Annotated in this window: 18 protein-coding genes; 5 read left to right on the top strand and 13 right to left on the bottom strand. The window is 62.3% G+C overall.

Annotated features, from left to right (window positions below; all coding sequences use genetic code 11):
* Positions 1-45: 45 nt before the first annotated feature.
* The 3 genes from AC1D1B_RS29975 to AC1D1B_RS29965 all read right to left on the bottom strand — a co-directional run bounded on the left by AC1D1B_RS29975 (position 46) and on the right by AC1D1B_RS29965 (position 6,364).
* Complete coding sequence (locus AC1D1B_RS29975; RefSeq protein WP_477336978.1) at positions 46-2,178, bottom strand: type I secretion system permease/ATPase; 2,133 nt, start codon at positions 2,176-2,178, stop codon at positions 46-48.
* 37 nt (positions 2,179-2,215) lie between these two features.
* Complete coding sequence (locus tag AC1D1B_RS29970; protein WP_181061079.1) at positions 2,216-3,664, bottom strand: TolC family protein; 1,449 nt, start codon at positions 3,662-3,664, stop codon at positions 2,216-2,218.
* A gap of 480 nt (positions 3,665-4,144) precedes the next feature.
* A complete protein-coding gene (locus AC1D1B_RS29965; protein WP_477336976.1) occupies positions 4,145-6,364 on the bottom strand; it encodes a mechanosensitive ion channel family protein in 2,220 nt (739 codons plus the stop codon).
* A 504-nt stretch (positions 6,365-6,868) separates the two neighbouring features.
* Between AC1D1B_RS29965 and AC1D1B_RS29960 the strand changes: the two genes are divergently transcribed.
* Positions 6,869-7,783, top strand: coding sequence for an MBL fold metallo-hydrolase (locus AC1D1B_RS29960; protein WP_477336974.1), 915 nt, complete (start codon positions 6,869-6,871; stop codon positions 7,781-7,783).
* A gap of 465 nt (positions 7,784-8,248) precedes the next feature.
* Positions 8,249-8,983 carry an alpha/beta hydrolase gene (locus AC1D1B_RS29955; RefSeq protein ID WP_477336996.1) on the top strand — a complete coding sequence of 245 codons (735 nt, stop codon included), beginning with the start codon at positions 8,249-8,251 and terminating at the stop codon, positions 8,981-8,983.
* Between the two features lie 58 nt (positions 8,984-9,041).
* On the opposite strand, the gene AC1D1B_RS29950 is transcribed toward AC1D1B_RS29955, so the two are convergent.
* From AC1D1B_RS29950 to AC1D1B_RS29930, 5 genes are read right to left on the bottom strand one after another with little or no spacing between them, the layout of a single operon-like run.
* Complete coding sequence (locus tag AC1D1B_RS29950) at positions 9,042-9,647, bottom strand: cysteine hydrolase family protein (RefSeq protein WP_477336972.1); 606 nt, start codon at positions 9,645-9,647, stop codon at positions 9,042-9,044.
* Positions 9,644-10,714: an ABC transporter ATP-binding protein gene (locus tag AC1D1B_RS29945; RefSeq protein ID WP_477336970.1), complete on the bottom strand. Its 1,071-nt coding sequence runs from the start codon at positions 10,712-10,714 to the stop codon at positions 9,644-9,646. Before AC1D1B_RS29945 ends, AC1D1B_RS29950 begins: the two co-directional genes overlap by 4 nt.
* A complete protein-coding gene (locus AC1D1B_RS29940; protein ID WP_181061074.1) occupies positions 10,701-11,480 on the bottom strand; it encodes an ABC transporter permease in 780 nt (259 codons plus the stop codon). Before AC1D1B_RS29940 ends, AC1D1B_RS29945 begins: the two co-directional genes overlap by 14 nt.
* Before the next feature lie 10 nt (positions 11,481-11,490).
* A complete protein-coding gene (locus AC1D1B_RS29935; RefSeq protein WP_181061073.1) occupies positions 11,491-12,399 on the bottom strand; it encodes an ABC transporter permease in 909 nt (302 codons plus the stop codon).
* The gene (locus AC1D1B_RS29930; protein WP_477336994.1) at positions 12,389-13,420 is read right to left on the bottom strand and encodes an ABC transporter substrate-binding protein; all 1,032 of its coding nucleotides are present in this window, start codon (positions 13,418-13,420) and stop codon (positions 12,389-12,391) included. Before AC1D1B_RS29930 ends, AC1D1B_RS29935 begins: the two co-directional genes overlap by 11 nt.
* A 152-nt stretch (positions 13,421-13,572) precedes the next feature.
* On the opposite strand from AC1D1B_RS29930, the gene AC1D1B_RS29925 reads away from it, so the two are divergent.
* The 3 genes from AC1D1B_RS29925 to AC1D1B_RS29915 are packed head-to-tail and all read left to right on the top strand — an operon-like array spanning position 13,573 to position 19,674.
* Positions 13,573-15,801, top strand: a complete 2,229-nt coding sequence (locus AC1D1B_RS29925) for an MGH1-like glycoside hydrolase domain-containing protein (protein ID WP_477336967.1) — start codon at positions 13,573-13,575, stop codon at positions 15,799-15,801.
* Complete coding sequence (locus AC1D1B_RS29920) at positions 15,798-18,518, top strand: glycosyl hydrolase (protein ID WP_477336965.1); 2,721 nt, start codon at positions 15,798-15,800, stop codon at positions 18,516-18,518. The genes AC1D1B_RS29925 and AC1D1B_RS29920 overlap by 4 nt, the downstream gene beginning before the upstream one ends.
* Before the next feature lie 28 nt (positions 18,519-18,546).
* The gene (locus AC1D1B_RS29915; protein ID WP_477336963.1) at positions 18,547-19,674 is read left to right on the top strand and encodes a serine hydrolase domain-containing protein; all 1,128 of its coding nucleotides are present in this window, start codon (positions 18,547-18,549) and stop codon (positions 19,672-19,674) included.
* 43 nt (positions 19,675-19,717) lie between these two features.
* Here AC1D1B_RS29915 and doeB read toward each other — a convergent pair whose 3' ends face one another.
* The 5 genes from doeB to eutA form a co-directional block, all read right to left on the bottom strand.
* Positions 19,718-20,722, bottom strand: coding sequence for a N(2)-acetyl-L-2,4-diaminobutanoate deacetylase DoeB (gene doeB, locus AC1D1B_RS29910; protein ID WP_477336961.1), 1,005 nt, complete (start codon positions 20,720-20,722; stop codon positions 19,718-19,720).
* A gap of 2 nt (positions 20,723-20,724) precedes the next feature.
* The gene (gene doeA, locus AC1D1B_RS29905) at positions 20,725-21,903 is read right to left on the bottom strand and encodes an ectoine hydrolase DoeA (RefSeq protein ID WP_477336959.1); all 1,179 of its coding nucleotides are present in this window, start codon (positions 21,901-21,903) and stop codon (positions 20,725-20,727) included.
* 132 nt (positions 21,904-22,035) lie between these two features.
* On the bottom strand, positions 22,036-23,028 hold the full coding sequence (locus AC1D1B_RS29900) for a cyclodeaminase (protein WP_477336957.1): 993 nt from the start codon (positions 23,026-23,028) through the stop codon (positions 22,036-22,038).
* Complete coding sequence (gene eutB / locus AC1D1B_RS29895; RefSeq protein ID WP_477336955.1) at positions 23,025-24,011, bottom strand: hydroxyectoine utilization dehydratase EutB; 987 nt, start codon at positions 24,009-24,011, stop codon at positions 23,025-23,027. The genes AC1D1B_RS29900 and eutB overlap by 4 nt, the downstream gene beginning before the upstream one ends.
* Before the next feature lie 5 nt (positions 24,012-24,016).
* Entirely contained in the window at positions 24,017-24,796 is a 780-nt protein-coding gene (gene eutA / locus AC1D1B_RS29890) for an ectoine utilization protein EutA (RefSeq protein ID WP_477336953.1), read from the bottom strand.

The raw sequence follows: 24,796 nt of genomic DNA, 5'->3' as shown, positions 1-24,796 counted from the left end.
TCCCATGCCCCAACGTATTGAATGCACTCAACAAGTCTGTTTCTGTCAGGCGCTCGTTCTCTGCAGCGCCTGTATTACCTGGTCTTTCGGTCCATCGGCAACGATCTTGCCCTGCTCGATGACAATCAGCCGGTCGGCCAGCTCGAGCATGCTGAAGCGGTGCGTCGAAACGATCAGCGTCGTGCCGCGATCGAAGGCCACCTTGAGCTGCTTGATCAGCTGGCGCTCGGAAGCCAGATCCATCGAGCCGGACGGCTCGTCCAGGAAGACGATTTTCGGTTTGGTCAGCAACAGGCGGGCAATTGCCATTGTCTGCCTCTGGCCGCCCGAGAGATTGGTGCCGCGCTCGCCGACATTCATGTCGTAGCCGCGCGGATGGCGGGAGACGAAATCGTCGACGCCGGCGGCCTTGGCCGCTTCGACGATCTGTTCATCGGTCGCCTCCGGACACGCCATCAGGAGATTTTCCTTGATGGTGCCCGAAAACAGATCGTTGGCCTGGGCGACGATACCGACCGCGGCACGAACCTCCGATGGGTGGTATTGGCGGATGTCGATTCCGTCCAGCAACAGCTCGCCGGAGGTCGGCAGGAAGAGCCTGCCGATCAGCCGCCCCATGGTTGTCTTTCCCGAGCCTATGCGGCCGATGATGCCGATCCGCTCACCGGGCTTCACCGAGAAATTCACGCCGGTCAGAACTTCGTTTTCGGAACCCGGATAGACAAAGCCGACATTCCTGAACGCCATCGCGCCATTGCGAATGGGGCGGTTGACGAAACCAACCGTGTCCGGCCGATCCTCCGGCTGCGCCATGATCGAGTTGACAATTCGCAAGGAGAGCATTGCCTGACGAAGTCTGGACAAGGTGATAGCGATCTGCCCAAGCGGAGCCACCGCCCGCCCCGCCAGCATGACCGTGCCGATGATGGCGCCGGTCGAGACATGCCCTTCCGAAAAGGCATAGGCGCCGGCCACGATCAGGGCGACGGTCACCAGCTGCTGGATGGCCTGCGTTATGTTGCCGGCGGCAGCCGAAAGCTGCTTGATCTTCTCGGAGGTGTTTGATGCATTCTTGGAATGCTCTGCCCATTTTCGCAGAAGATACGCCTCTGCCCGCAACGATTTGATCGTTTCCAGCGTGGAGATGGATTCGACCAACAGAGCCTGGCGTTGCGAAGCCTCGTTCATGGACGCGGCAACGCGTTTGCCGATACGCCGTTGCGTGATCAGCCCGACGATCACGGAGGCGACAAAGGCAATGGCCGGTATGATGACCAGCCAGCCGCCTATCGCATAGATGACAAGAAGAAAGACGAAGACGAATGCTGTGTCGATGAAGACGCTGATGGTGTTCGACGTGAAAAACTCGCGCACGAACTCGTACTGCGTCACCCGATTTGCATATTCGCCGGTTGAGCTGGGCCGTGCCGACAAGGACGAGTTCAGCACCTTCTCGAACAGCATGTAGGAGATGCGAAGATCGGCCTTGCGACCGGCATAGTCGATCAGCGACGCTCTCGCGGTCTTCAAAAGCAGGTCGAACAGAATGACCGCGCCGATCCCGATCGACAGCACCCAAAGCGTCGATATCGCCTTGTTCGGCAAGATCCTGTCGTAGACATTCATGGTGAAGATTGGCGACGCAAGGGCCAACAGATTGATGAATACCGCTGACAGGATGACCTTCGAATAGGTGCGCCAGAATGGCCCCATTGTTCCGGTCAGCCAATGTCGCCGCTCAATCTTGGCCGCCGAGCCGACGCTCATCCCCTCGACCGCGTTGGCATAGGTTATCGAGAAGGAAACGCCGCCGCTTATATAGCTTCCGGCAAGTTCGGATTTGCTGATGGTTGTGCGACCGTCCTCCTGGGGAGCGGTGGTATATCCACCGTCCTCGGTCTCGGCAAGCAACGCAACCGGCAATTGGCTGACGCGAAACAGGATGGCGGGGAGGTCGATGCGTCCGCGAAGAAAGTCGCGATGGCTGAACTCGGTGATTTCAAGACCGACGCGTTCGGCAAGATGCCGAATGGCGTCGATATCGATACGGGTATCCGACAGCGGCACGCCGGCAAACAGCACGGTCTCGGCACTCGGCCTGCCGAGGTAGCCGGCAACAGCCGAAAAGCAGGCCTTGAAGGCCTCCTTTGGCGACAGGATTTTAGGTTGTGGGTTCACGATCCGCCCGCAGGACTATCGTTAGACCTTGGCCTTACTACTTTTTCCTTACCGGCGCGAGGATATCGAAAGGCAGATCGTTCTTTTGCTCCGACGGCGTGCGTGCATAGGTTTCGGTGTCGGCCGTTTCCGGTGCATTGAACTCGGCCTTGGCGTAGGCGGTTGCCTGTTTGGCCGGCTGAAGGTCCATGGTCTTCAGCAACTGTCCGGTTGCCGCCAGCAGCCGGTACTGGGCAAAAAGCGACGCGTAGGACGCGGTGTCGGCAAGCGTCGCTGTGTTGAACCGCGTGTTCTGTGCGTCAAGCACGTCGAGCAGCGAGCGCTGTCCGACCTTGAACTGCTCGCGATAGGACGCCACCAACTTTTCGTTGGCGGCTGCCTGAAGCTTCAGCGTCTTGGCCAGGTCGGCCTGCCGGAAGCGTCGATCCCATGACGTGCGGACGGCTTCTTCGATCTCACGCAGGACCTGGTGCAGGACAAGGCGCTGCTCGCTGGCGCGGCGGACTTGTTCCTGCTCGTTGGCCTTGTCGATGCCGCCGCGATAAAGGTTCCAGCGCAGCACGACCCTTGCCTGAAGGTCGTTCGTGTCGCCATCACTGCCATCAATGTCGGATCCTGCCCGGGCGACACCTTCGGCGGTGATCGAGGGCCCGAATTTTGCCCGTGCGGCATCCACGAGGGAAGCTGCGGCGTCGATATCACTGTTGGCCATATGCACGCGCGGATTGTTCTGTCGTGCCAGCCCGATTGCTTCATCAAGCGATCTCGGCAGCGCGGCGGACACATCGCCCGGCCTCGAGGCGCTGGTCAGCGGCTTTCCGACAGTCTTGAAGAACCGGATCTTCGCGGCCTCTAGTTCCTCTGTGGCTTCCTGCATACGGGCCTTGGCGGCGAACAGCCGCTCCTCAGCCTGCTGCCGATCGGCCTCGTTCAGCGCGCCGCCGGCAATGCCTTGCCGGATGTCGCCGAGAATTCCCTGATGGAATCCGAGGTTCTTCTTTGCTTCGACAACAATCGAGGCCTGCAACATGGCTTCGAGGTAATCCTGGACAACCGAGAGCCCGATGAATTCGGACCGTTCCAGAACCCGGAACGAGGCGCCGTCGACGCGCGAGGCCTGGCGGTTCAGTTCGGCGCGCCTTGCACCGCTGTCGTAGAGCGTCTGCGTGACCGTGAGGTCGGTTTCAGCTGGATAGAGCGTGTCGTTCTCGATGGAAAGCGAGCGCCTGTCCGGGTTGTCGAGGCGGCGAGCCCCCGCTGACGCTTCCAGGTCAACGCTGGGAAGATAAAGCCCCTTTGCCTGGCGCAGCTCGAATTCGATTGCTTCGCGGTTTTCGATAGCCTGGCCAATCTCGGGATTGGACTCCACCGCGACCGCCATCGCCTCTTTAAGAGTGAGCGCGTGAGCATTCCCGCAGCTCAATATGGCAACCGTTGTCAGCAGGCCAAGCCGCTTGCATATGGCCGACATAGTTGTCGAATTCATTTGACCCACCCCAACGTTCCCCCTGCACCTTCATTCCAAGCGCCGTAACCCAAGCATGATTGTCTACAAATTTACAATTTAGTGGCCGCTAAAACGGCGGACTCGAGCGATAAAGTTACGAAATGTAGCAAAAATAGCACATAAAAATGCCCGGCTGGGGTTTTCACACGCGACCTGCCCACGCTCGAACATGGCAAACGGGGAGGTCCACGAAAAGGGTTGTGAAACTGTCTTACGAGCAATCTTCCCAAACAGACCGACTATTTCTGGGTGCATATTTCTCCGCGGATACCGGCTACGCCTGGTTGGCAGCTGCTGTCGGCATGGGAGCTTAAACTTGGTTCCGATGACCTTCAAGCAGGAACGACACTCCGGTTAAGCGCCGCCTACCGCGTGCGGGTGTTTCATCGTCTGCGACCCTTGGAACTGACGGCGCCCGGGCGGAATGCCGTGCTGTGACCGGCAGGTGTCACCGCTTTCCTATTCCGTTGTGCTGGCTTTTTTCCTGCGCCGATTGGTGTGCGACTGCGCGACGGCCATTTGCAACTCGGGCGTGATCTCCAGAGGCGCATTCTCTGCCTCATGTGGGTTCTGCAGCCCCTGGACGTGGACGGTTGGGAATGGCAGTTCGATGCCCTGCTCCTTGAAGACCTGACGCAGCCGTACATAGAATTTGCGTTTCATGCCGAAAGCGCCTCCGGGTCTGGTCATGGCCTTGACCCTCAATACGATGCCGTACTCGCCGAACTCCTGTACGCCCTGCATCTTGATCGGGTCGAGCACCCAGTTCTTGAACTCGGGATCTTCCGCCAGTTCGAGGCCGATTCGCTTGATCAGCTTGCGGGCGAAGTCGATATCGGTGTCATAGCCGACGGTGATGTTGAATTTGTCGATAACCCAGTCACGGCTCTGGTTCTGGACTGCCCCGAGTTCACCGAACGGTATCGTGAACAACGGACCACGATGGTGGCGCAGCTTCACCGAGCGCAGAGAAAAGCTTTCCACGGTACCCTTGTAGTTGCCCGAGGAAATATATTCGCCGACACGAAACGCATCATCGAGCAGAAAAAACACGCCCGAAATGATGTCCTTGACGATGGTCTGTGCACCAAAGCCCACCGCAACGCCGACAACGCCAGCGCCGGCGATCAGCGGGCCGATCTGGATCCCCAGCGATGCGAGCATCATCAGCACCGCCATCACGATGATCGATGCGAGCAGAATGTTTTGGAGGATCGGCAACAGCGTGTGCAGCCGCGCCTGCTGCGGATCGAGGATCGGGACCTCCTCCTCGCTGATCACAGGGTGCAGTGGTTCGATGCCCAGCTTTCGTTCGATCAAAGCCTTGATGATCGACCAGCCGAAATCGGCTGCCAGGGCAATGACCACGACGTTGATCAGCCCGCGCAATATGAACATCGTCGTCGTATCGCTGTCGTGCATGGATTGCATATTCAGACCCCAGACACGCGCGAGAAAGTACGCCGCCGCCAGGATGAAAATCATTCGGATTGCGCGATCGATGACGGCGATCGTCACCGCCGCGATCGTCGGCCGGCCGGCTTCTTCCGAACCCGGCCGAAGAACGAAATTAACCCCGCGCTGCGTCAGCACGATTGCCAAAGGCAGGAAGAATGCGGCGAAGGTAAACCAGAAATAGGTATAAAGGCCCGCGATGCGCTCCAGGAACAGAACGACGAAATAAGCAGTCAACAGCCATGTCGTTTCCGCGTGACCGCCATGGCGCGCACCGTCTCGCTGCGTTCTTGGCCGGCGCCAGATGGCAAGCAGGAAGAGCACCAGCAGCACAAAATCGGCGCCCAGTGACAGGACCATCATTCCGTCCTGATCGATGCCGAGACCCGGCAAGAGGATGAACGCCGCGCCGAAGAAGGCGAAGACCCCAACTATCCTGGGTAGCCAATAGGCCCAATGGTCAGCCGTCTCGTTGGTGATCGGCAAGGCACGAACTTCGACGGCGTTCTCGACGTTCATGAAGGAGGGGACGAACGTGGCCATCACGTACAGGCGCACAGCCCATGTAAGGACTGCCGCCATCAGAAATGTCAGTACAATCTCGCGGATAAGCATTGGCCAGTCGAACAACATGAACGCGCCGGCGCTGCCCAATGCGAACGAGACGATCAGCATGCTGGAATAAAGTGCGCGGCCACCGATCTTCTTGGCTCGCCCGATGGGCGTATCCTTCGGTTGCGCAATAACCCAAAGACGAAATGGGCGGGTGACTTTGTACGTTGCCCAAGTGAGCGCCAGTCCGGCAGCGATGAACATCGCAGTCAGGATCAATACGCTGACGGGCCCCTTGCTGGACATATCCTGCATGGTTTCTGCCCGGACGCGCGCGAACTGGCCTGGCAGCAGGGGCAAAGTCCGCACGATCCTTTCGATATGATGCCTGATCCGATCGAGCGTCGAGGATGCCATCGTATTCATCTGGCCGGGTGGGGTCACGGCGTCGGGCGATGCGTCGGTCGTCGAAGCTCCCGTCTCGGCAGGTGTTGATCCGGCGTCCTGATTTCGTTGTTCGGCCACCCAGGCCTTCACTGAGGGATCGTCCAGAAGCTCGAACAGCTGTTTGACCCTTTCAGGCGGGACGGTCGCCGGCGCCTGCGCCTGTGCCTGACCAGCCAACAAAAGGGCGATCCCAAAGACGAGCGGCCTGGCAATCAGGATAAACATCGCCGTCAGATCTCCGAGGCGTCGTGCCGGGCGCGCCAGAGTCCTGGCTCCCAATCGTCGATTCATGAGTGGCATAGTGCTGTAACCTTCCGGTCAAATCGGCGAGCAAAGACAGCTAGGTCCGTCGTTGCTCCTACCTTGGACAAGCCGATGTTGTGGTGCAAGTCTCATCGTTCCTGGCTAGTCCATTGGGCAGGGCAGCTGGCGACCGGCAAGGCCTTCGTCATGGCCATCGTTTCATGCATTGGCGACAAGGGACGCTGCTGCGTCTTGCGGGGCCACATAGCAATTGGTTTTATTGATAAAAGTGACCCCAGCGCTTTGAGGTGTCCATCGCCATTCCTGTTGTTTTCGACATAAGCCTTATGTCTCTCCCTTATGTCGGAAGGGCTTTACAGTTCGGTAATTAAGGATAATTGATATCCACAAGGATGTGCAATATCCTTAATAGCGAAATTGACCGTGTCGTCATCATCGGCCGGGCCGACCTAGCAGGAGACAAACATGAGCCCAACCAACACCGCACCTGTCGAAAGGGCGAGGCCCGACGAGCTGGTTCCATCGCGCTACGCGCTGCGGATCGGCGACATCGAGGTGCTGATCATCAGCGACGGCGTGCTGCCTCTGCCAACCGAAACGATGTCCACCAATGTCGAGCCAGCCATTCGGGCGGCATGGTTCAAGGACATATTCCTGGGGCCGGATGCGTTCGACTGGGCGCTGAACGTCGTCGTGGTGCGTAGCGGCGGCCGGACCATCCTGGTCGACGCTGGGCTAGGGACGGAATTTCCGGGCTTTCCGCGGGCCGGGCAGTTGGTCCATCGACTGGAAGCCGCCGGTATCGATCTTGGGTCCGTGACTGACGTGGTGCTTACCCACATGCACATGGACCACGTTGGCGGGCTACTCGTCGACGGCGTAAAAGACCGGCTGCGTCCGGACCTGCAAATCCATGTGGCCGCCGCCGAGGTCAACTTCTGGGCAGAGCCGGATTTCTCCCACACCGCCATGCCGTCGCCGGTGCCGGATGTACTTCGATCGGCCGCCAAGCGGTTCTTGAACGACTACCGTAGCCATCTGCGTCCGTTCGAGGAAGAGCATGAGGTGACGCCGGGCGTGATCGTCCGTCGCACTGGCGGCCACACCCCCGGGCACAGCGTGGTTCGCGTATTGTCCGGCAATGAGGGGCTGACGTTCGCTGGCGACATAGTGTTCCCGGTCGGGTTCGACCATCCCGACTGGCACAATGGCTTCGAACACGATCCCGAGGAGGCGGTCCGCGTCCGGGTCCGACTTTTGCGGCAGCTGGCGGCGACCGGTGAGCTGCTGGTAGCCACTCATATGCCATTCCCGTCCATTGGCCGGGTGGCGGTCGCCGGTGACGCATTTCGCTGGGTGCCGGCCTTCTGGGACTATTGATCGGCTAAGCCTTCGTCCTGACGACCTGTTGACGGGCCGGCTTCTCATCAAGAGGGCCGGCTTTCTTTCAGGTTTTGCGGAAGCGCGGGGTGGGTCTCCGCTATTCGATACGGCAATTGACGATCCGGCTTCCATAGCCAGAACGGTCGGCCGGATTCAGAAGATCATCGACAAACGCCAGGGCAAACCTTGTCCGAGCGCACGTCGGCGCGTCATACGGGTGCAGACGCTTTCAGCGTCGAAATGCGTCGTGGACGCAAAATCAAAGCGATCTCAAGGCAAAAGCAACGCGCTCTGAAGGCCGCCTCAAAGCGCGCCTTCCAACGCTGCCGCATAGTCCTCCTGCAACACAGAGACAGCCGCCAAGCAGCGTCTGAAACCCCTGACACCATCAACCCGACCCTGAACGCAGGAGTACTTGAAATGACCAAGATCGCACTCACCGCCGCAGCCATCCTCATCGGCATGGGTACGGCTTTCGCACCTCCGGCCCTGGCCAAGACCGCCACCGGCGTCAAGAACATCGTGCTTGTGCACGGCGGCTTCGTTGACGGTTCGGGATGGAAGGGCGTCTACGACATCCTGACCAAGGATGGCTACACCGTCAACATCGTCCAGAACCCGACCGTATCTCTCAAGGAAGACGCGCTCGTCACCCGCCGTGCGATCGATGCCATGGGTGGCAAGGTCGTGTTGGTCGGCCACAGCTATGGCGGCGCGGTTATCAGCGAAGCCGGTACAGACGCCAACGTTGCCGGCCTCGTCTACATCGCGGCCTTCGCTCCGGACAAGGGTCAGTCAATCATCGACATGCTGGCCAACCCCGAGAAAGCAGACCCCGTGCCGCCGATCCTGCCGCCCGTGGACGGCTTCCTGTTCCTCGACAAGGCGAAGTTCCACACGTCTTTCGCCGGGGATGTCAGCAACAAACTCGCCGCGTTCATGGAAGCCTCGCAGGTACCATTCGGCCTTGAAGGAGCGGGCGGCAAGGTGAGCGACCCGGCTTGGCGGACAAAGCCTTCCTGGTATCTGTTGACCACCGACGACAAGATGATCCCCCCGCGCGTCCAGAAATTGATGGCGGAGCGCGCCAAGTCGCAAATCACCGAGGTCGCTGCCAGCCATGCGGTCTACGTGTCGCAGCCCAAGGCTGTGGCCAAGATCATCGAGAAGGCGGCCGAAGCTGTCTCGGCTCAATAAGCCAACGCAGCGGGGGAGATGTTCCCCCGCCGTCGCTCTGATCGGCGCCGTCCCGTGGTCAATCCGTCCAGTTCGCAAGCAGCGTGGCGGTGCTGGCAAGGGCGATCTGCTGCGGCATGCGCGGCAACAGAAGGTCCAAGGTCGCCTTGTGGGATTCCAGCGACCCACTGGTCACCGCATCCTTCACCACGACTATCCTGTACCCTCTGTCGATGGCGTCGAAGACCGTCGCGAGCACGCACACATCTGTCTCCACGCCGGTGATGACCAGCGTATCGACGTTGCGGGCGGTGAGCCGGTCCGCCAGCCCGCTGACGCCGAACATTGAATAGGTCGGCTTGTCCAGGGTTTCTGCCTCGCGCGCCAACGCGGCAAGTGGCTCGATCACGTCGACCAGGCCGGGGTCGCTCGACGATGCTTGCACTATTCCCGACCAGTGTTGGTAGTAGCTCTGCCAGTTGCCGTCGGCCGCGTCGGGCGTTTCAGGCACTGTAAAGCGCGCGAAGATCGTGCGGCCCGGCTTGGCCTCGATGATCTTGGCGATGTTGGGCACGATGTCGGCCAGCGTCGGTGTATGCCATTCGGTTTTTTCAGCGAACAGGCGCTGCATGTCGATGCACAGATGAACGGCATTGGGGCCGATGCGTACAGCTGTTTCGGTCATGCCGCCGCCTCCAGCGGAACAGTGTGCAAAGGCGACCATGTCAGTTCCACAACGTCACCAACCGAGTGCGGCCTTGCATCGCTGTTCTGGGCGAAGATCTTGAAGCTGAGCCCGTCGAAGGCCGCCTCGTAGGTCAGTGCCGTTCCCGCATAGACCGATGACGATATCGTAGCGCTGACGCGGTTGCTGCGGTCGGTGTCTTTGCCACCACGTGCCACGTCCCTGATGACAATCTTTTCCGGCCGCACCGCGACGGTTGCCTCGCTTCCCGCGGCGGGCAGCGGTGCGTCGACGGCCACGGTCGATCCGTTGGCAAGCCTGATGCCGCCTGCAACGACCGTGCCGGTGAGGAAATTCGTGTCGCCCAGAAATTCCGCCGCGAAGCGGGTCTTGGGGCGCTCGTAGACCTCCGTCGGAGCGCCGATCTGCACGATGCGGCCGCGATCCAGGATCGCCACCTTGTCCGATAGTGTCAGCGCCTCTTCCTGATCGTGTGTCACAAAGATGGTGGTCAGGCCGCTTTCCTTCTGGATGCGGATCAGTTCCACCTGCATCTCCTGGCGCAACCGGCGGTCGAGCGCGGAAAGCGGCTCATCCAGCAGAAGCACGCTCGGCTTGGTGACGATCGCCCTGGCCAGCGCGACACGCTGCTGCTGGCCGCCGGACAATTGCTTGGGTTTGCGGTCGCCGAAACCTGGCAGGCGCACAAGCTCGAGCGCGCGCTCGACCTGCTTGCGCGACTCCTCGCCCTTGATGCCGCGGCGGGCGAGCCCGAACGCGACGTTTTCGTTCACCGTCATGTGCGGGAACAGCGCGTAGGACTGGAACACCATGCCGATGTTGCGCGCCCAGACCGGTGTACGCGTGACATCGTTTCCGCCGATCGCGACATTGCCCTGGTCCGGGATGATGAACCCGGCGATGATGCGCAGCAGCGTGGTTTTCCCCGACCCGGACGGTCCTAGCAGGCTGGTGAACGACCCTTGCGTGAAGTCCGTCGAAATGTCCGTGAGGACGGGAACCGAGCCATAGCTCTTGGCGATCGAACGGACTTCAACGTTTGTCACTGACGCCTCCCGGCTTTGCGAACAGGGCGAAGATCACGATGACCGCCATCGAACCGACCAAAAGGATGGTCGAGATGGCGTTGATCTCCGGGGTGAAACCCTTGCGAATTGCCGAATAGATCTGCACCGGCAGGGTCGAGAATCCGGGCGTGGCCAAAAAGTACGAAATGACGAACTGGTCGAGCGAGACGGCGAAGGCAAACAGCGCCGCGCCAAGGATGCTCGGATAGAGCAGCGGCAAGGTGATCGAGAAAAAGGCGTGTACCGGCGTCGAACCGAGGCTCATCGCTGCCTCCTCGAGATCGGCGCGCACGGTCTGGAAACCCGTGCCGACGACCAGCACCACATAGGGGATGGCGAGTGCGACATGGCCGATCAGGAGTGCATGCAGACCCCGGCCGATGCCGCTGTAGAAGAAGAACACCAGCATCGCCGTCCCGGTGATCAGCCAGGGAATGGCGATCGGTGGCAGGAGCATCAGCTGAAGCAGCGTCTTGCCGCGAAAGGTTCTGCGCGACAGCGCGACGGACGCCATGGTGCCGAGCACCGTGGCGATGATCGACGTGGCGACTGCGATCCAGATGCTGTTGATGCCGGAATTGACGAGCGGAGCGTTGCCGGCAAGCGCCTGATACCAGCGCGTCGAGAAGCTGAAAGGCAGTTCGTAGAGCGGGGATTCGTTGAACCCCATCGCCATCATCACCAGGATCGGCAGATAGAGGAAGGCGAGGATGGCGGCGATGTAGAAGCGGGCGGCGATCTTCATCTTGGCATCCTCACAAGGCCGTGCCACGGCGCAGCACGCCGGAGAAGGTGGCGAAGATACCGAGGACGACGGCAAGCATGGTGAAGGACAGGGCGGCGCCGAGCGGCCAGTTGAAGGCCTGCGTGAACTGATCCTCGATCACCGTGCCCATTGTCACGCCGACGCGGCCACCGAGGATTCTCGGTTCCATGAACGAGCCGATTACCGGCACGAAGATCAGGACCGATCCGGAGATCAGGCCGGGCGCGGCCATCGGCAACAGAATCTTCCAGAGGATCGTCCACCAGCGCGCGCCAAGGCTGCTGGCGGCTTCGACGATGGTGTTGTCGATCGTGACCAGCGCGATGTAACAGGTCAGGATCATGTAGGGCAGGTAGCCGTGCACCAGGCCGACCACCACAGCTTGCCGCGTGTAGAGGAATCCGACCGACCCGGCGCCGGGCCAGACCGAATGGATCGCATAGTCGAGAAAGCCGCCTTCGCGCAGCACCATGGTCCAGGAGAACACGCGCACGAGACCGTTCGTCCAGAACGGCAGCAGCACCAGGATCAGCAGCGTCTCGCGCACCTTGCCCTCGGTGGCGCGGACCAGCGCCAGGGCAGCAAAGAAGCCAAGCACCGCGCAGAAAAACGTCGTCCAGAAGCCCATCAGCAGGGATTGCCAGGCAACGCCGAGCAAATAGGGTTGATCGATAAAGGCCCGGTATTGCTTGAATGTGAAGACGATCGGGGCTTTGCCCATCGGCGTTGCGGTCAGGAAACTGAACGCAAACATGGTGCAGAGCGGCAGGAACACCGCCAGCGTCAGCCAGCCATAGGTCGGCACCAACAACGCAGCCGTCGACGCCCATGGCGGCAACGGCTTGCGCGAGCCGCCAGGCTCGCGCAGTTGGGTGGAGTTGGCCGGATCAAGCGGCATAGAATGCCTTGACCTCTTGCCAGAGATTGTTGAACGCCTCGCGCTGTTCGTCGGTGAGGGCCGCCTGGATTGTCGACGTCTTCAGGTACTTGGGATCGTGGGTCAAGCGGGTCAGGTCGTCGGCCGGCAGCTTGTCCATGGCAGCGGTGTTCGCCGAGGCCGGAGCACCCACCTTGGTCGCCCATTCCACATAGAACTCAGGATCGATCATGTAGTTGATGAAGGCCAGGGCCGCATCCGGATTTACGCTGCCGGACACGACGTTCAGCGTATCCATCCAAACAAGCGCACCCTCCTTCGGAACGACGAACTGGACAGGAAGCTTGGAGATGTGTTTCGACCGCGCCGAGGACCCTGACCAGTAGACGGACAGGTCGAACTCTTTGGCGGCAAACGATTTATTCCACTGATCTTCGCTCGACCACATCAATTTGACGTTGGGTTTGAAGCTCTTGAGCTTGTCGGTGATGGCGGCCAGATCGGTCGGCTTGTTCATGTCCTGGCCGGTCAGCAGCGCGACAAGCGCCACCATGGTCACGGCATCGTCAGACAGCGCAACGCGCCCGACATTGGCCGGGTCGCCCAATGCCGCATAGCTGTCCGGGATCGTTCCACCTTCGCGAGCTGCCATGGCTGTCATGCCCCAGACCCACGGAACGCCGTAGCCTGTGCCGTCGATGTTGCGATTCGCGCTGTTGACCAGATCCGGCGAAAGCCCGGCGGCATTCGGCACTTTGCTGAAGTCGGCCGCAACGACCAGACTGTCGGCAACGGCTTGCGACACGCGGGCGCTATTGATCAGCACAACGTCGTAGACGCCGGGATTGGTTCTCAGCTTGGTCAGCATTTCCGGTTCCGAGCTGAAATAGTCGTGCACCACCTGGATTCCGGTCTTCTCGGTGAAGGCTTTCACCGCCCACGCCTCGTCGGTGCCGTAGCCCTGCCAGTTCAGAACCGTTATGCTGGTCGCGGCCCGTGCCAGCCTTGGCCCAGCCAAACCGGCCGCTGCGGCAGCGCCCATGATTGTCAGAAAACTGCGTCGTGTCTGTTGCATGTTCTTCTCCCATTTTTGTTAGTGTACAAACAAACTTCGAGATGGCTTAATTGTCAAGTGATCTCTAATTCGACCGCCGCCGCCCGCTCCGCCCATCATCGATCCACCGGAAATATCCCATGCTCAAAAACGTCAATTTGCCCGCCGAAAGCGCCTGGAACACATGGTCGGAACGGCCGGGAGAGATGGTGTTTTTGCCGCTCGGCGCACGCATCACGCCAGTGCTGTTCTCGTCTTCCGCGCGCAAGGCGACAACCATCCGCCCGCCTGCCGAAATTCGCTTCGGACGCCACGGCCTGCATGGCGAGGTCGTCGATTTCGAGACAACGCATGGCGGCACGCGGCTCGAGTTCTCCTACGCAAAACGCGATCCCTTCTGCATCGAAGGCCGCTGGTCGGTGCGTGAAAAGCAGGAGTGGGGTCTGCGCTACTGGGTCGTGCTTTGCCTGTCGGCGGAGGGTGGGGAAGAGGTCACCTACAGCCATGAAGAAGGCGCCGCGACCCTGGCCGTCGGACAGCGATACGTGTCGCTGGTTTCGCGCGACGCACCGGTACAGGTGACCGGTCACGAAAGCATCGAAGCCCTGGTCGCCGACATGGACGCCAACGGCTATTTCGATCTCTCGAGCCGTTCGAATTCGGCAAAAATCATCGCGCTGCGCTTCAACCTCGAAATGATGCCGGAGGCCCGGTTTGCCGCGGCGGTGGCTGACAGCCGCGTGCTTGCGGTGAAGACGGCGAAGAGAGCGCTGGTGGTGGACGCAGCACCCGCCGCGCCGCTTCACACCGGGCGCAACGAGGGCGCGCTCGACGCGGTGCGCGACGTGATCGGCTGGAACACGCTTTATGACCGCATCAACGCCCGACCTTACACCGCGATCAGCCGAATCTGGAATCTCGGTGGCTTCGCCGTCTGGTTCAACGACCAGACCTTCGCGGCGCTGATGGCGGGTCTTTTCGATCCATCTCTTGCGAGTGAAAATTTCGACGTCGCTATGGCCAGCGCGACCCCGCAGGGCAATTTCGCCTGCCTGCTGACATCGCGCGATTCCTGGGTCGACCGTAGCCAGGCGCCGCATGGTGCCTTTATCGCGTGGACGATGTATCTGCGCAGCCGCAACCGGTCCTTACTCGAAAACGCCTACGGCCCATTGCTGCGGAACAACCGGTGGTGGCGAGCCAGCCGCGATCCGGACGGGCGCGGGCTGGTTTCCTGTGGCACCTCGGACGTCGGCGACGCCCTCTACAAAGGCACAGCTTTCGGCGCGCGCAACGAAACCGGCATGGACAATTCCGCGACGCATGATGAGGCGGTCTACGATCCCGCCACACGCTCCCTGTCGACGTTTGACGTCGGGCTCAACTGCGCGCTGGCGCTCGACACCGAAATGCTGGGAAAGATCGCCCGCGAGCTCGGCCACGTCGACGATGCCGCAAGGTTCGAGGCTCTCGCGCAGGATACGCGCGACAAAATCCGGACCGAATTGTGGGACGAGGCGCGCGGGCTGTTCGCCAACCGGCAGCGCCATGGCGGTTTCGTCTCCAGCGTCGGCCCGACAACCTTCTATCCGCTGTTGTGCGGTGCAGCCAGCGAGGCGCAGGCAGCCCGGCTTCTTGAGCATCTCGCCGATCCCGCTACATTCGGCGGCCAGTTCGTTCTGCCCAATGCGTCGCGCAACGATCCCGCCTACAAGGAAAACGTCTATTGGCGCGGGCGCATCTGGGCGAATGTCAATTATTTCGTCTGGCAAGGCCTGCGCCGTTATGGATTCGAGCCGGAGGCGGCCGAACTTGCTCGCAAAAGCCTGGCTATGTTCGAGCAGTCCTGGACGACCGCGCGGCTTTGCGGTGAGAACTACAATGCCGAGACCGGCGAGATCGTCGATCAAGGCGATGCCGATCCCTTCTACACTTGGGGCGCCATGCTGCCGCTGCTCGGAGTCAGCCAGGTCATGGACATCGGCCCGTGGCACGGATGGGAGTTGGCAAACAGCGGCGAAACCGTGCGGCTGGGTCCCGTATCGAGCCCCGCCGGTGATGTCGTTGTCACTGTCGAAGCGGGGACGCTCACTCTCTCGGCTCGAGGCGCTGTGCTGTTTTCCACCGACTACAGAGGCCGCATCAGCCAGATCGTCGTGGAAAGAGGGCTGCTGTCAGTCCGTTTCCCGGAGGGCTGCTCGGGCAGTGCAAGCTTCCGGCTCGGGCCGGACATGGCCGCGCGCCTGGTATCAGCGCGCCTCGATGGGCAGGAGATCGCGACGGTGCCGGACGACGGATGCCGCGTCGTGGATATCTCGGGGGCAGGGGCCGGCGCGCGGCTTGACTTCCACCTCACGCCGACGCCGTGAGCGGCAAATTGCTTGATGGGCTCGAATGGTTCCGCAAGCCGGGGCCGAATTTTTGGCCGGCTGTCTTCTGGTTCTGGCACCGCATTCCGAACGTATCGGAGATTCGCCGGCAGTTGGCGGATATGCGCGAAAAAGGCGTCGGCACGGTGATGATCCAGGCGCGCCGCGCGCTTGCGCTCGAATCCTACATGTCGCCTGCATATCTGGACGCGTATTGGCGCGCGACCACCGAGGCGCAGCGGCTGGGCCTCAGGGTCACCATCTATGACGAGTATGGCTGGATGTCCGGCCATGGCGGAGGACGCACCGTCAATGGCGCGGATCATCTGCGCGAGCGCCATCTGTTCTGGACGCGTGGGGTGGTGAAGGGGGCGCGTACCGAACTCACGATTTCAAACATCCACTCGCCGTTCCTCGATTTCCTCGGCGAGGCCGGCCGCACCTGGTGCTACGAAGACGGCGTGCCGCGCTGGGGCGACTGGCAGGTGGTGCTCGCTGTCTCGCACCCGGACGACCAGACGGCAATTGCGGCCGAAAGCCCCGTCCGGCCAGTGATGGGTACGATGACGATCGAGGAAACCGGTGATGCCGCGTGCCGCATCGTGATCGAGCATGATGGCGCCGTTCCGGCTGGCAGCGCGGTTACCGTCTTTGCATCGGCGCGGTGCCTGACCTCCCGGCTCATCAATTATCTCCTGCCGGAAGCGGCGCAACGGTTCGCCGAAACCGTCTATGCGCCGCTGCTGGACGCCGCAGGTGGCGCGGCGGACGGCTTCTTCTTCGACCACCCCTATGCCGGGTTCCACGTCTGGGATGAGCACCATGGCAATCTCGGCAACAGCCTGCTCTGGGACGCTGCCGACCCGGCCGACCCAATGCAAATGCTGTCGCTGCTGCGCGATGTCGGTCCGCGCACGGCCGCGCTGCGGGCCGGCTTTTTCGAAGCCTATAGCCGACGCATGCATGAAGCCTTCTTCGGAACTCTATCGCGCTGGGCCACCGAGCGCGGCGTCGATTTTACCGGACACGAACTTCTGACCCATGTTGGCGCCTGGGGGCTGCATGCCGGCCTCACCGGCTTCGATCCGCGCAGCATGCCGGGCGTCGACTATTTCGGCGTCGACGCCTATCGCAGCGCAACGGCGGTCGACGCCGCCGACTATGCGCCGCAGCTTTCCGCCAAGCTCGGCGACAGCGTAGCGCGGGCGCATGGCCGCCGGCGCTGCATGATCGAGCAATATTCGACCGGGCGGGAAACCGGCGCGCCGGGCCTTGCCGGCCAATGGGGTCTGACAGCCGAGCGCTTACGCGCGCAAGCGATCCGCCATCTCCTGTTCGGCGCGCGGCAGATCCTGCTGCACGCCTGTAACGTCACCGATGGCGACAAGGGCGACGGGCTGCTCAGCGCACGTTTCGATTTTCCGCCAGCTTTCAACTTCGAGCCGTGGTGGGAGGACTGCCCTGCGATCTTCGCGGAACTGGCGCGGCTCTCGGCTTTTCTGGAGGATGGCGAACCGCTGCGGCCAGTGGCGCTTCTTTATCCGCTCGAGACGATCCGTGCAGAGGCGATGGCACCGGCCTGTGGGGACCATTTCGGCTGGTGGGCGGAAGCGCTGGCCCGCGCGGGGCTCGGCTATGACATTGTGGACGAGCGCTTGCTTGACACGGTGCTCTGTGCAGAGCCGCGCTATGAGACGCTGGTGCTGCCTGCGGTGACGACATTCGCCTCGATTGACACGGCCGAGATCATCGCCGCTTTCGTGCGAAACGGCGGCCGGCTGCTGGCGACAGGCCCGCTGCCGCACAAGACCAGAACCAAGGGAGACGAGCCGTCCGCGCTGTTGACCAGCTTTGCCGCGGCGTGCGGGCGTGTCGTGCATCTGCCGGATGCGGCACAGCTAGACATTGCGCGCCTTGTCGCGGCCGAACCGCGCGCGCTGCCTGACATCAGCTTCGAAGACGGCCCTTCCTGGAGTTCGGTTTCGCGGTGCGGCGACAGTTGGCGGCTGGCGGCTTTCAACGATCAGGCGATCGCGCAGCGTCTTAACATCCGATTCGCCGAGCCGGCGCCGGAAATCTCGTTCTGGAATTCCGAGACGGGCGAAGTAGCCGCCATGCCATACGCGATGATCGACGGAACGCTGACCCTTGATGTTGGTGCCCAGCGCCTGGTGTGCCTGTCGATCCGGAATGGCGACCAGGCATCATATCAGCCGGTCGATGCCGGCCGGCGTCACGCCGCCACGCTTGCCAATGCGCCGGCGCCGATCGTCCTTGCCGATGGCTGGACGCTGGAGATCGACGGTGGCGAACCCAGTCCGGTGGCCGTCGATCGCGGATGGGAGGTGCAAGGCCATGCCACTTTCGCCGGCACCGGGATCTACCGCCGGCAAGCAAATCTGCCTGACCTCGCCGACGGTCTCGTCTGGCATCTGCTGCTGCCAGGCCTGCATGAAACGGCGGAGCTTTGGCTCGACGGCGCGTTTATAGGCCGGCATGTCGCGGGAGACGCGCGCTTCGCGCTACCCGTCGTGCAGGGCGAGGTTGCAATCGAGCTTCGCGTCAGGAACACGGCGGCAAACCGCTATTATGCAGGCACGCCCTTTTGGGGCGGCACGCCACTGCCCTCGGGACTGACTGCGGCGCCATATCTCTGTGCTGGTCGCCACAGCCTGGTTGCCAATCCAAGGCCAGCCATTGAAACTGGGTTGCATTGAGGACCTCCTACCAAGTGAGAATTCGCGTATGAACATTGAGGGTATCTGCGATCCACGCTTTGCCGGCGTGCGCGAGGCGTTTGGTAGGTCTTTCGCACAGGGACTGGAGCATGGCGGCGCCGTGTCGGTTGTGGTTCGCGGCAAGACCGTCGTTGATCTGTGGGGAGGTCACGCTGATGCCGCGCGCACCCGCCCGTGGCGGCAGGACACGCTGATCAATGTCTGGTCCTGCACCAAGGGCGTTGTGGCCTTGGCCATCGCCATGCTGGTGGAGCGCGGCAAGCTCGATTATGCCGCCCCCGTTGCGCGCTACTGGCCGGAATTCGCGGCCGGCGGCAAGGAGCGCATCACGCTCGATCAGGTGATGTCGCATCAGGCCGGGCTGAACGGTCTCGCCGTGCCTATGGACGAAGCAGGGCTTCTGGCGTGGACGCCCTTTGTCGATGCGCTGGCGGCCATGCCGCCCTTGTGGGAGCCGGGCAGCCGCTGCATCTATCACGCCCTTACCTACGGCCACCTCGCTGGCGAAGTGTTGCGTCGGGTTGACGGACGCAGCATTGGCCGCTTCATCGCGGAAGAGATCGCAGGCCCGCTTGGCGCCGACTTTCATGTCGGTCTGCCGGCCAGCGAGGATCCCAGGGTCGCCGAGATGATTGAAGGTCCAAAGACTTCGGACTGGGTCGAGTTTGTCCGCGCCTCGCCATTTCCCCACGCTGGCGACAATCCCACACCCCGGGCATCGGCGCCCAACGACCGCGCCTGGCGCGCCGCCGAGGTGCCGGGCGGCAATGGCCAGTCGACCGCTCATGCACTGGCGCGCATCTACGGCATGATGGCGGCCGGTGGCGTCTGGAAGGGCAAGTCTCTGATCGGCCGTACCGCAATCGAAGAAGCAGCAAGACTTCGCATTCGCGGCATGGACGACAGCTTCGCGTTGCCGACAGCCTTCGCCGCCGGCTATCAGATGGAGGATCCCACCTATGCCGGCCGCGCGTCGCCGCAAACGTTCGGTCACAGCGGCTGGGGCGGCGCCATCGGCTTTGCCGATCCCGCCGCCGGTGTCGGGTTCGGCTATGTCACCAACCGTATGCTCGGTTTCGACGACCTCGATCCGCGCCGCAAGGGTGTAATCGACGCCGTTTACGACGCGCTCTGATGTAAGCACACACGCTGGCCGCTGATTTCGCTGACTCCGAACATCAGGAGACCAGAGCGCCAACCACCGCGGCACAGTCACCGGCTTTGACCAGGCCCGGAAAATGCCGCGCCGCCAGCATGCCGGACATTTTTGCCCTGATCTCCAGCGGAGCGATGCCGGTGCGGCCGGTGGAATGGATGCGCGCCAACACCGAGCCTTCTTTCACAGGCTCGCCGAGATCGACCATGGTTTCGATCATGCCGTCCTCCTCGGCGAAGGAGAAGCAATCGCCGGACGGCATGTCGAGCCATTGCGTCGGGCTCTTCTCGAGTGCACCCTCAACGATGCCGGCATGGCGCAGCACATTGAGGATGCCACGCCGCGCAATCCGCACGGTCTGGGCACGCGAGGTGCCGCCGCCGCCAAGCTCGGTGCTGACGAAGACCTTGCCCATTTCCTCCGCGGCCGTGTCGTACATGCCGACGGAGTCGATCTCGATCATGCGCATCGAGAACGGTGCGGAGAACGCTGCGACCGCGTCGAAGGCTTTCTGCTCCAGCGCCTTGTCGGGCACAGTGTGCGCGGCGCAGAACGGCACGAAATCGAGCGTCCTGCCGCCGGAGTGGAAGTCGAAAACGAGGTCCGCGCGCGGCAACAATTCGCGCTGAAAGTAATCAGCGATCTTTTCGGTCACCGTGCCGTCCGGCCTTCCTGGAAAACTGCGGTTCATGTTGCCCTTGTCGATCGGCGACGTCCGCGTGCCGGCACGAAATGCCGGATAGTTCATCGCCGGCACGATGATCACCGTGCCGCTGACTTGCTTCGGATCGAGGGTGCGGGCGAGATCGTAGAGCGCCAGCGGCCCCTCATACTCGTCGCCATGATTGCCGCCCGAGAGCAGCGCCGTCGGCCCCGCGCCATTGCGGATGACACAGATCGGGATCATCACCGAACCCCAGGCCGAGTCGTCGCGGCTGTAGGGCAGCCGCAGGAAGCCATGTTGCACGCCATCCTTGTCGAAATCGACGGTCGGCGCGATCGGCGATGGGCGGAGACTGGACGTCATTTTCAATTCTTCACCACCAGTTTGCGCGGCACATTTGCCAGGCACTCTACACCGGTTTCGGTGATCAGGATGGACTCGGTGATCTCCAGCCCCATCGTCTCCAGCCACAGACCGGTCATAAAATGGAAGGTCATGCCGGGCTTGAGTTCGGTGCGGTCGCCGGGGCGCAGGCTCATCGTGCGCTCGCCCCAATCCGGCGGATAGGACAGGCCGATCGGATAGCCGGTGCGGTTGTCCTTGACGATGCCGTATTTCTTCAAAACGGCGAAGAAGGCGTTGGCGATGTCCTCGCAGGTGTTGCCGGGTTTAGCAGCCGCAAGCCCTGCTTCCATGCCCTCCAGCGTCGCCTTCTCGGCGTCGAGGAATTCCTGCGTCGGCTTGCCCAGAAAAACGGTGCGCGACAGCGGGCAGTGGTAGCGGTTGTAGCAGCCGGCGATCTCGAAGAAGGTGCCTTCGCCCGACTTCATCGGTCTGTCGTCCCAGGTCAGGTGCGGTGCCGAAGCGTCGGCTCCCGACGGCAGCAGCGGCACGATCGCCGGATAGTCGCCGCCGATCCCGTCGACGCCGCGCGTGCCGGCATCGTAGATCTCGGCGACGAGATCGCATTTGCGCATGCCGACTTCTATCTTGTCGACGATGCGCTGGTGCATGGCCTCGACGATGCGCGCCGCCTTGCGCATGTAATCGATTTCGGTCGCGCTCTTGACCGCGCGCTGCCAGTTGACCAGCGCGGTCGCATCGACGAAACGGGCGTTGGGCAAATGCTTCTGCAGCGACGCGAAGGCGGCCGCCGAGAACCAGTAATTGTCCATCTCGACGCCGATGGTGAGCTTCCCCCAGCCGCGATCACTGAGCACGCTGGCCAAAAAATCCATGGGGTGGCGCTCGGTCGACTGCACGTAGTGGTCGGCATAGCCGACGATGTTGTCATGCGCGAGATAGGCGGTGCGCTTGGCGCCGTTGGCATCCTGGCCGCGGCCGTACCAGACCGGCTCGCCCGATGGCGGCACGATGACCGCCTGGTGCACATAGAACGACCAGCCGTCATAGCCGGTCAGCCAGGCCATGTTGGAGGGGTCGCTGACGATCAACAGGTCGACGCCCTTTGCCGCCATGGCTTGGCGAGTCTTGGCGAGGCGTTCCGCAAATTCGCCGCGCGAGAATTTCAGGTTCGGTTGCATTGTTCTTAGGTCCTCGTTTGTTGGGCCTCGAGCCTGTTTTCAACTGTGTTGAAACCGGCTCGTCGTTTTTGTTTGAGCGTGATCTTTTCGGAAAACCGGTTCCCACTTTTCCGGATCACGCTTTGGCCAGCATCAGCTTTCGAAAATGGTTCCGGCATTGGCCGCCCGCGCCCGGTCGCGGGCGAGCGTGGCGATCGCGGTATCCTGCACGCCGGTGCCGGTGAGGTCGGCGATGGTGATGTCGCTAGCCGAGCGCCTTCCGTGCTTTTCACCGGCGATGATCTGGCCGAGCTCAGTGACCTCGGCGTCAGCGCTCATCACGCCCGCCGCGATGGCGTGATGCAGTTCGCCAAGACGCCGCGTTTGCTTGGCGCTGTCGGCGACATAGAGATCGGCCATGCGCAGGATCGCCGGGGCGATCTCGTTCTTGTGCTCGGCGTCGGATCCCATGGCGGTGATGTGCTGACCGGCAACGACAAAGCCGGCCTTGATCAGCGGCTCGGTCGACGGCGTGGTGGTGACGATAATGTCGGCGCCGCCAACCGCCGTTGCCGCGTCCGGTTCGGCACGCACGAGGATGCCAAGCCTTTCACGCAAGGCGCGTGCAGTCGCCTCCGCCTTGACGGCATCGCGCGCCCAGATGCGTGCCTCGGCAATTGGCCGCACCAGTATGAGCGCTTCGAGCTGCAGGCCAGCCTGCACGCCGGCGCCGAAGATTGCGGCAACAGAGGAATCCGGCCGCGACAGATGTTTCGCCGCGACGGCGCCCGCCGCAGCGGTGCGGACATCGGTGAGGTAGCCATTGTCGAGCAGCAGCGCCTCGACCACACCGGTTCTTGCCGATAGCAGCACCATCATGCCGCCTCCGCTGGGCAGACCGAGTTTCGGATTATCGAAGAAGCCGGAACTTATCTTGACGGCGAAACCATCTATGCCAGGCACATAGGCCGACTTCACATCGACCTCGCCGCGATGCTCGTGAATGTCCAGCCGCAGGATCGGCGGCATCGCCACCGGCAAAGTGGCGAGCGCGCGGAAAGCGTTTTCGACACAGGCGACAGCGTCGAGATCGAGCCTCACGATTGTGCGCAGTTCTTTCTGGGTAAGGATCGTCATCCGGCTCATGCGTCGCGCTCCGCGGCTATCTCGCCGCAAACGACCTTGCGGTGCGTGTTCATGTCGATGTTTCGTCCGGACAGCAGCACAACCATCGGCCCGCTCGCCTTGACCTTGCCGGCGAGCAGCGCGGCGATGCCGACCGCGCCGGCGCCTTCGACGATCTCGCGTTCCTGTTCATAGGCGTGGCGGATGCCGGCTGCGATTTCGCCCTCGCTGAGCAGGATGACATCGTCGAGCAGATCGCGGCACATGGTAAAGGTCAGCCGGTTGTCGAGGCCGATGCCACCGCCGAGCGAATCCGCCAGCGTCGGCAATTCTTCCACCTCGACCGGCCGGCCGGCATCGAGGCTCGCCTTCATCGCCGCGCCGCGCGCCATCGAAACGCCGATGACTTTTGCCCCGGGGCTGACGCCCTTGAGGGCGGCGGCGATGCCCGAGGCCAGCCCGCCACCGGAGAGCTGCACCAGAACGAGAGCGGCGTCCGGAACCTGCTCGATCATCTCCAGCCCGAGCGTGCCTTGCCCTGCTATGATGGTGGGATGGTCGAAGGGTGGCAGCATCACCAGTCCCTCTTGCGCCACCAGCCGTTCGACCTCCTGTTGCGCCTCATCCTGGCTGTTGCCGATGATGCGGACGTCCGCGCCAAGCCGACGGATTTCGTCCAGCTTGTTCCGCGGCACCAGCCGCGACATGCAGATCACCGCGCGCATGCCTTCCAGCTTCGCGGCATGGGCAAGCGCCCGACCATGATTGCCGGTCGACGACGCAACCACGCCGCGCGCCTTCTCCTCGGCGCTCAGCGAAGCAACGGCGTTCGAAGCGCCACGCAATTTGAAGCTGCCGGTTGTCTGGCGGTGCTCAAGCTTGAGGTAGACGGGGACGCCTAGCTGCTCGGAAAGGCTCTGGGATAGCACCGTCGGTGTGCGCTCGATCTTGCCGGCAATGCGCTCCCGCGCGGCACGAATATCGCTGAGGGCAACTGTCGCCATGATCGTCAATCGCGCGGCAACGGCAGTGTCATCAGCCGGCCGAATTCGGGACGGGATGTCTCGTCACCGAAAAGGCGCAGGCAGTTCCAGGCGCTGGCCTGGTTGCTGGTCACGACCGGGCGGCCGATGGCCTCTTCCATGCCGGGAACCGCGAGCGCACCGCGCAGCGCGGTGCAGGACACGAACAGTGCATCGGCCTGCGCATGCGTTGCCTCCCGCGCCAGATCGACGATCGCTGCTGGCGCAATGCGCGCCATCTCGCGGTCGTCCTCGAAGCCGAGGCAGGTGAAGCTCAATATCTCGAAGCCACGCGCGGCGAAGTAAGCCGCCATCGGCCTGGAGGTTTCGACGGTGTAGGGGGTGAGGACGCTGATCTTCTTTGCGCCCAGCGCCTTCAGCCCCCGCACGCCGGCCATCGGCGGCGTGACCACGGGAACACCTGGTTTGGCAGACTGGATCGCCGCCTCGATCTCAGCATCGCCGATCACCACCGAGGCCGAGGTGCAGGAATAGCAGATGGCGTCGAGCTTCTCGTCGGGCAGGATGAGGGCGGCGCCCGCCGCCAGCTCCGGCTGCATCTTGCGAAGGTTCTCGGGCGTCGTCGGGTTCTTGTAGGGGATGCGCGCGACATAGACGCCGACCTGCTCGCTCGCCACCATGCGGCGGAAGTCCGGTTCGCTGGTGTGGTCGGTGGCAAGGATGATCAGGCCGACGCGCGCTTCCAGCGGACGCACGTCGAGCACCGGCCTTGTCGGCATCAGCCTGATTTCGGGCAGCGGTTTCAT

This window comes from Mesorhizobium sp. P2_C5_2 (assembly GCF_056404535.1).
Note: the sequence above shows the minus strand (reverse complement) of the source record. Positions and strands in the feature narration are given on the sequence as shown.

Coding starts and splice junctions, on each gene's coding strand:
- AC1D1B_RS29970 (WP_181061079.1), bottom strand. CDS start 3,664: ATGAATTCGACAACTATGTCGGCCATATGCAAGCGGCTTGGCCTGCTG.
- AC1D1B_RS29960 (WP_477336974.1), top strand. CDS start 6,869: ATGAGCCCAACCAACACCGCACCTGTCGAAAGGGCGAGGCCCGACGAG.
- AC1D1B_RS29965 (WP_477336976.1), bottom strand. CDS start 6,364: ATGTTTATCCTGATTGCCAGGCCGCTCGTCTTTGGGATCGCCCTTTTG.
- doeB (WP_477336961.1), bottom strand. CDS start 20,722: ATGACGTCCAGTCTCCGCCCATCGCCGATCGCGCCGACCGTCGATTTC.
- eutA (WP_477336953.1), bottom strand. CDS start 24,796: ATGAAACCGCTGCCCGAAATCAGGCTGATGCCGACAAGGCCGGTGCTC.
- AC1D1B_RS29915 (WP_477336963.1), top strand. CDS start 18,547: ATGAACATTGAGGGTATCTGCGATCCACGCTTTGCCGGCGTGCGCGAG.
- AC1D1B_RS29955 (WP_477336996.1), top strand. CDS start 8,249: ATGGGTACGGCTTTCGCACCTCCGGCCCTGGCCAAGACCGCCACCGGC.
- AC1D1B_RS29940 (WP_181061074.1), bottom strand. CDS start 11,480: ATGAAGATCGCCGCCCGCTTCTACATCGCCGCCATCCTCGCCTTCCTC.
- AC1D1B_RS29925 (WP_477336967.1), top strand. CDS start 13,573: ATGCTCAAAAACGTCAATTTGCCCGCCGAAAGCGCCTGGAACACATGG.
- AC1D1B_RS29900 (WP_477336957.1), bottom strand. CDS start 23,028: ATGAGCCGGATGACGATCCTTACCCAGAAAGAACTGCGCACAATCGTG.
- AC1D1B_RS29935 (WP_181061073.1), bottom strand. CDS start 12,399: ATGCCGCTTGATCCGGCCAACTCCACCCAACTGCGCGAGCCTGGCGGC.
- AC1D1B_RS29930 (WP_477336994.1), bottom strand. CDS start 13,420: ATGGGCGCTGCCGCAGCGGCCGGTTTGGCTGGGCCAAGGCTGGCACGG.
- AC1D1B_RS29950 (WP_477336972.1), bottom strand. CDS start 9,647: ATGACCGAAACAGCTGTACGCATCGGCCCCAATGCCGTTCATCTGTGC.
- eutB (WP_477336955.1), bottom strand. CDS start 24,011: ATGGCGACAGTTGCCCTCAGCGATATTCGTGCCGCGCGGGAGCGCATT.
- doeA (WP_477336959.1), bottom strand. CDS start 21,903: ATGCAACCGAACCTGAAATTCTCGCGCGGCGAATTTGCGGAACGCCTC.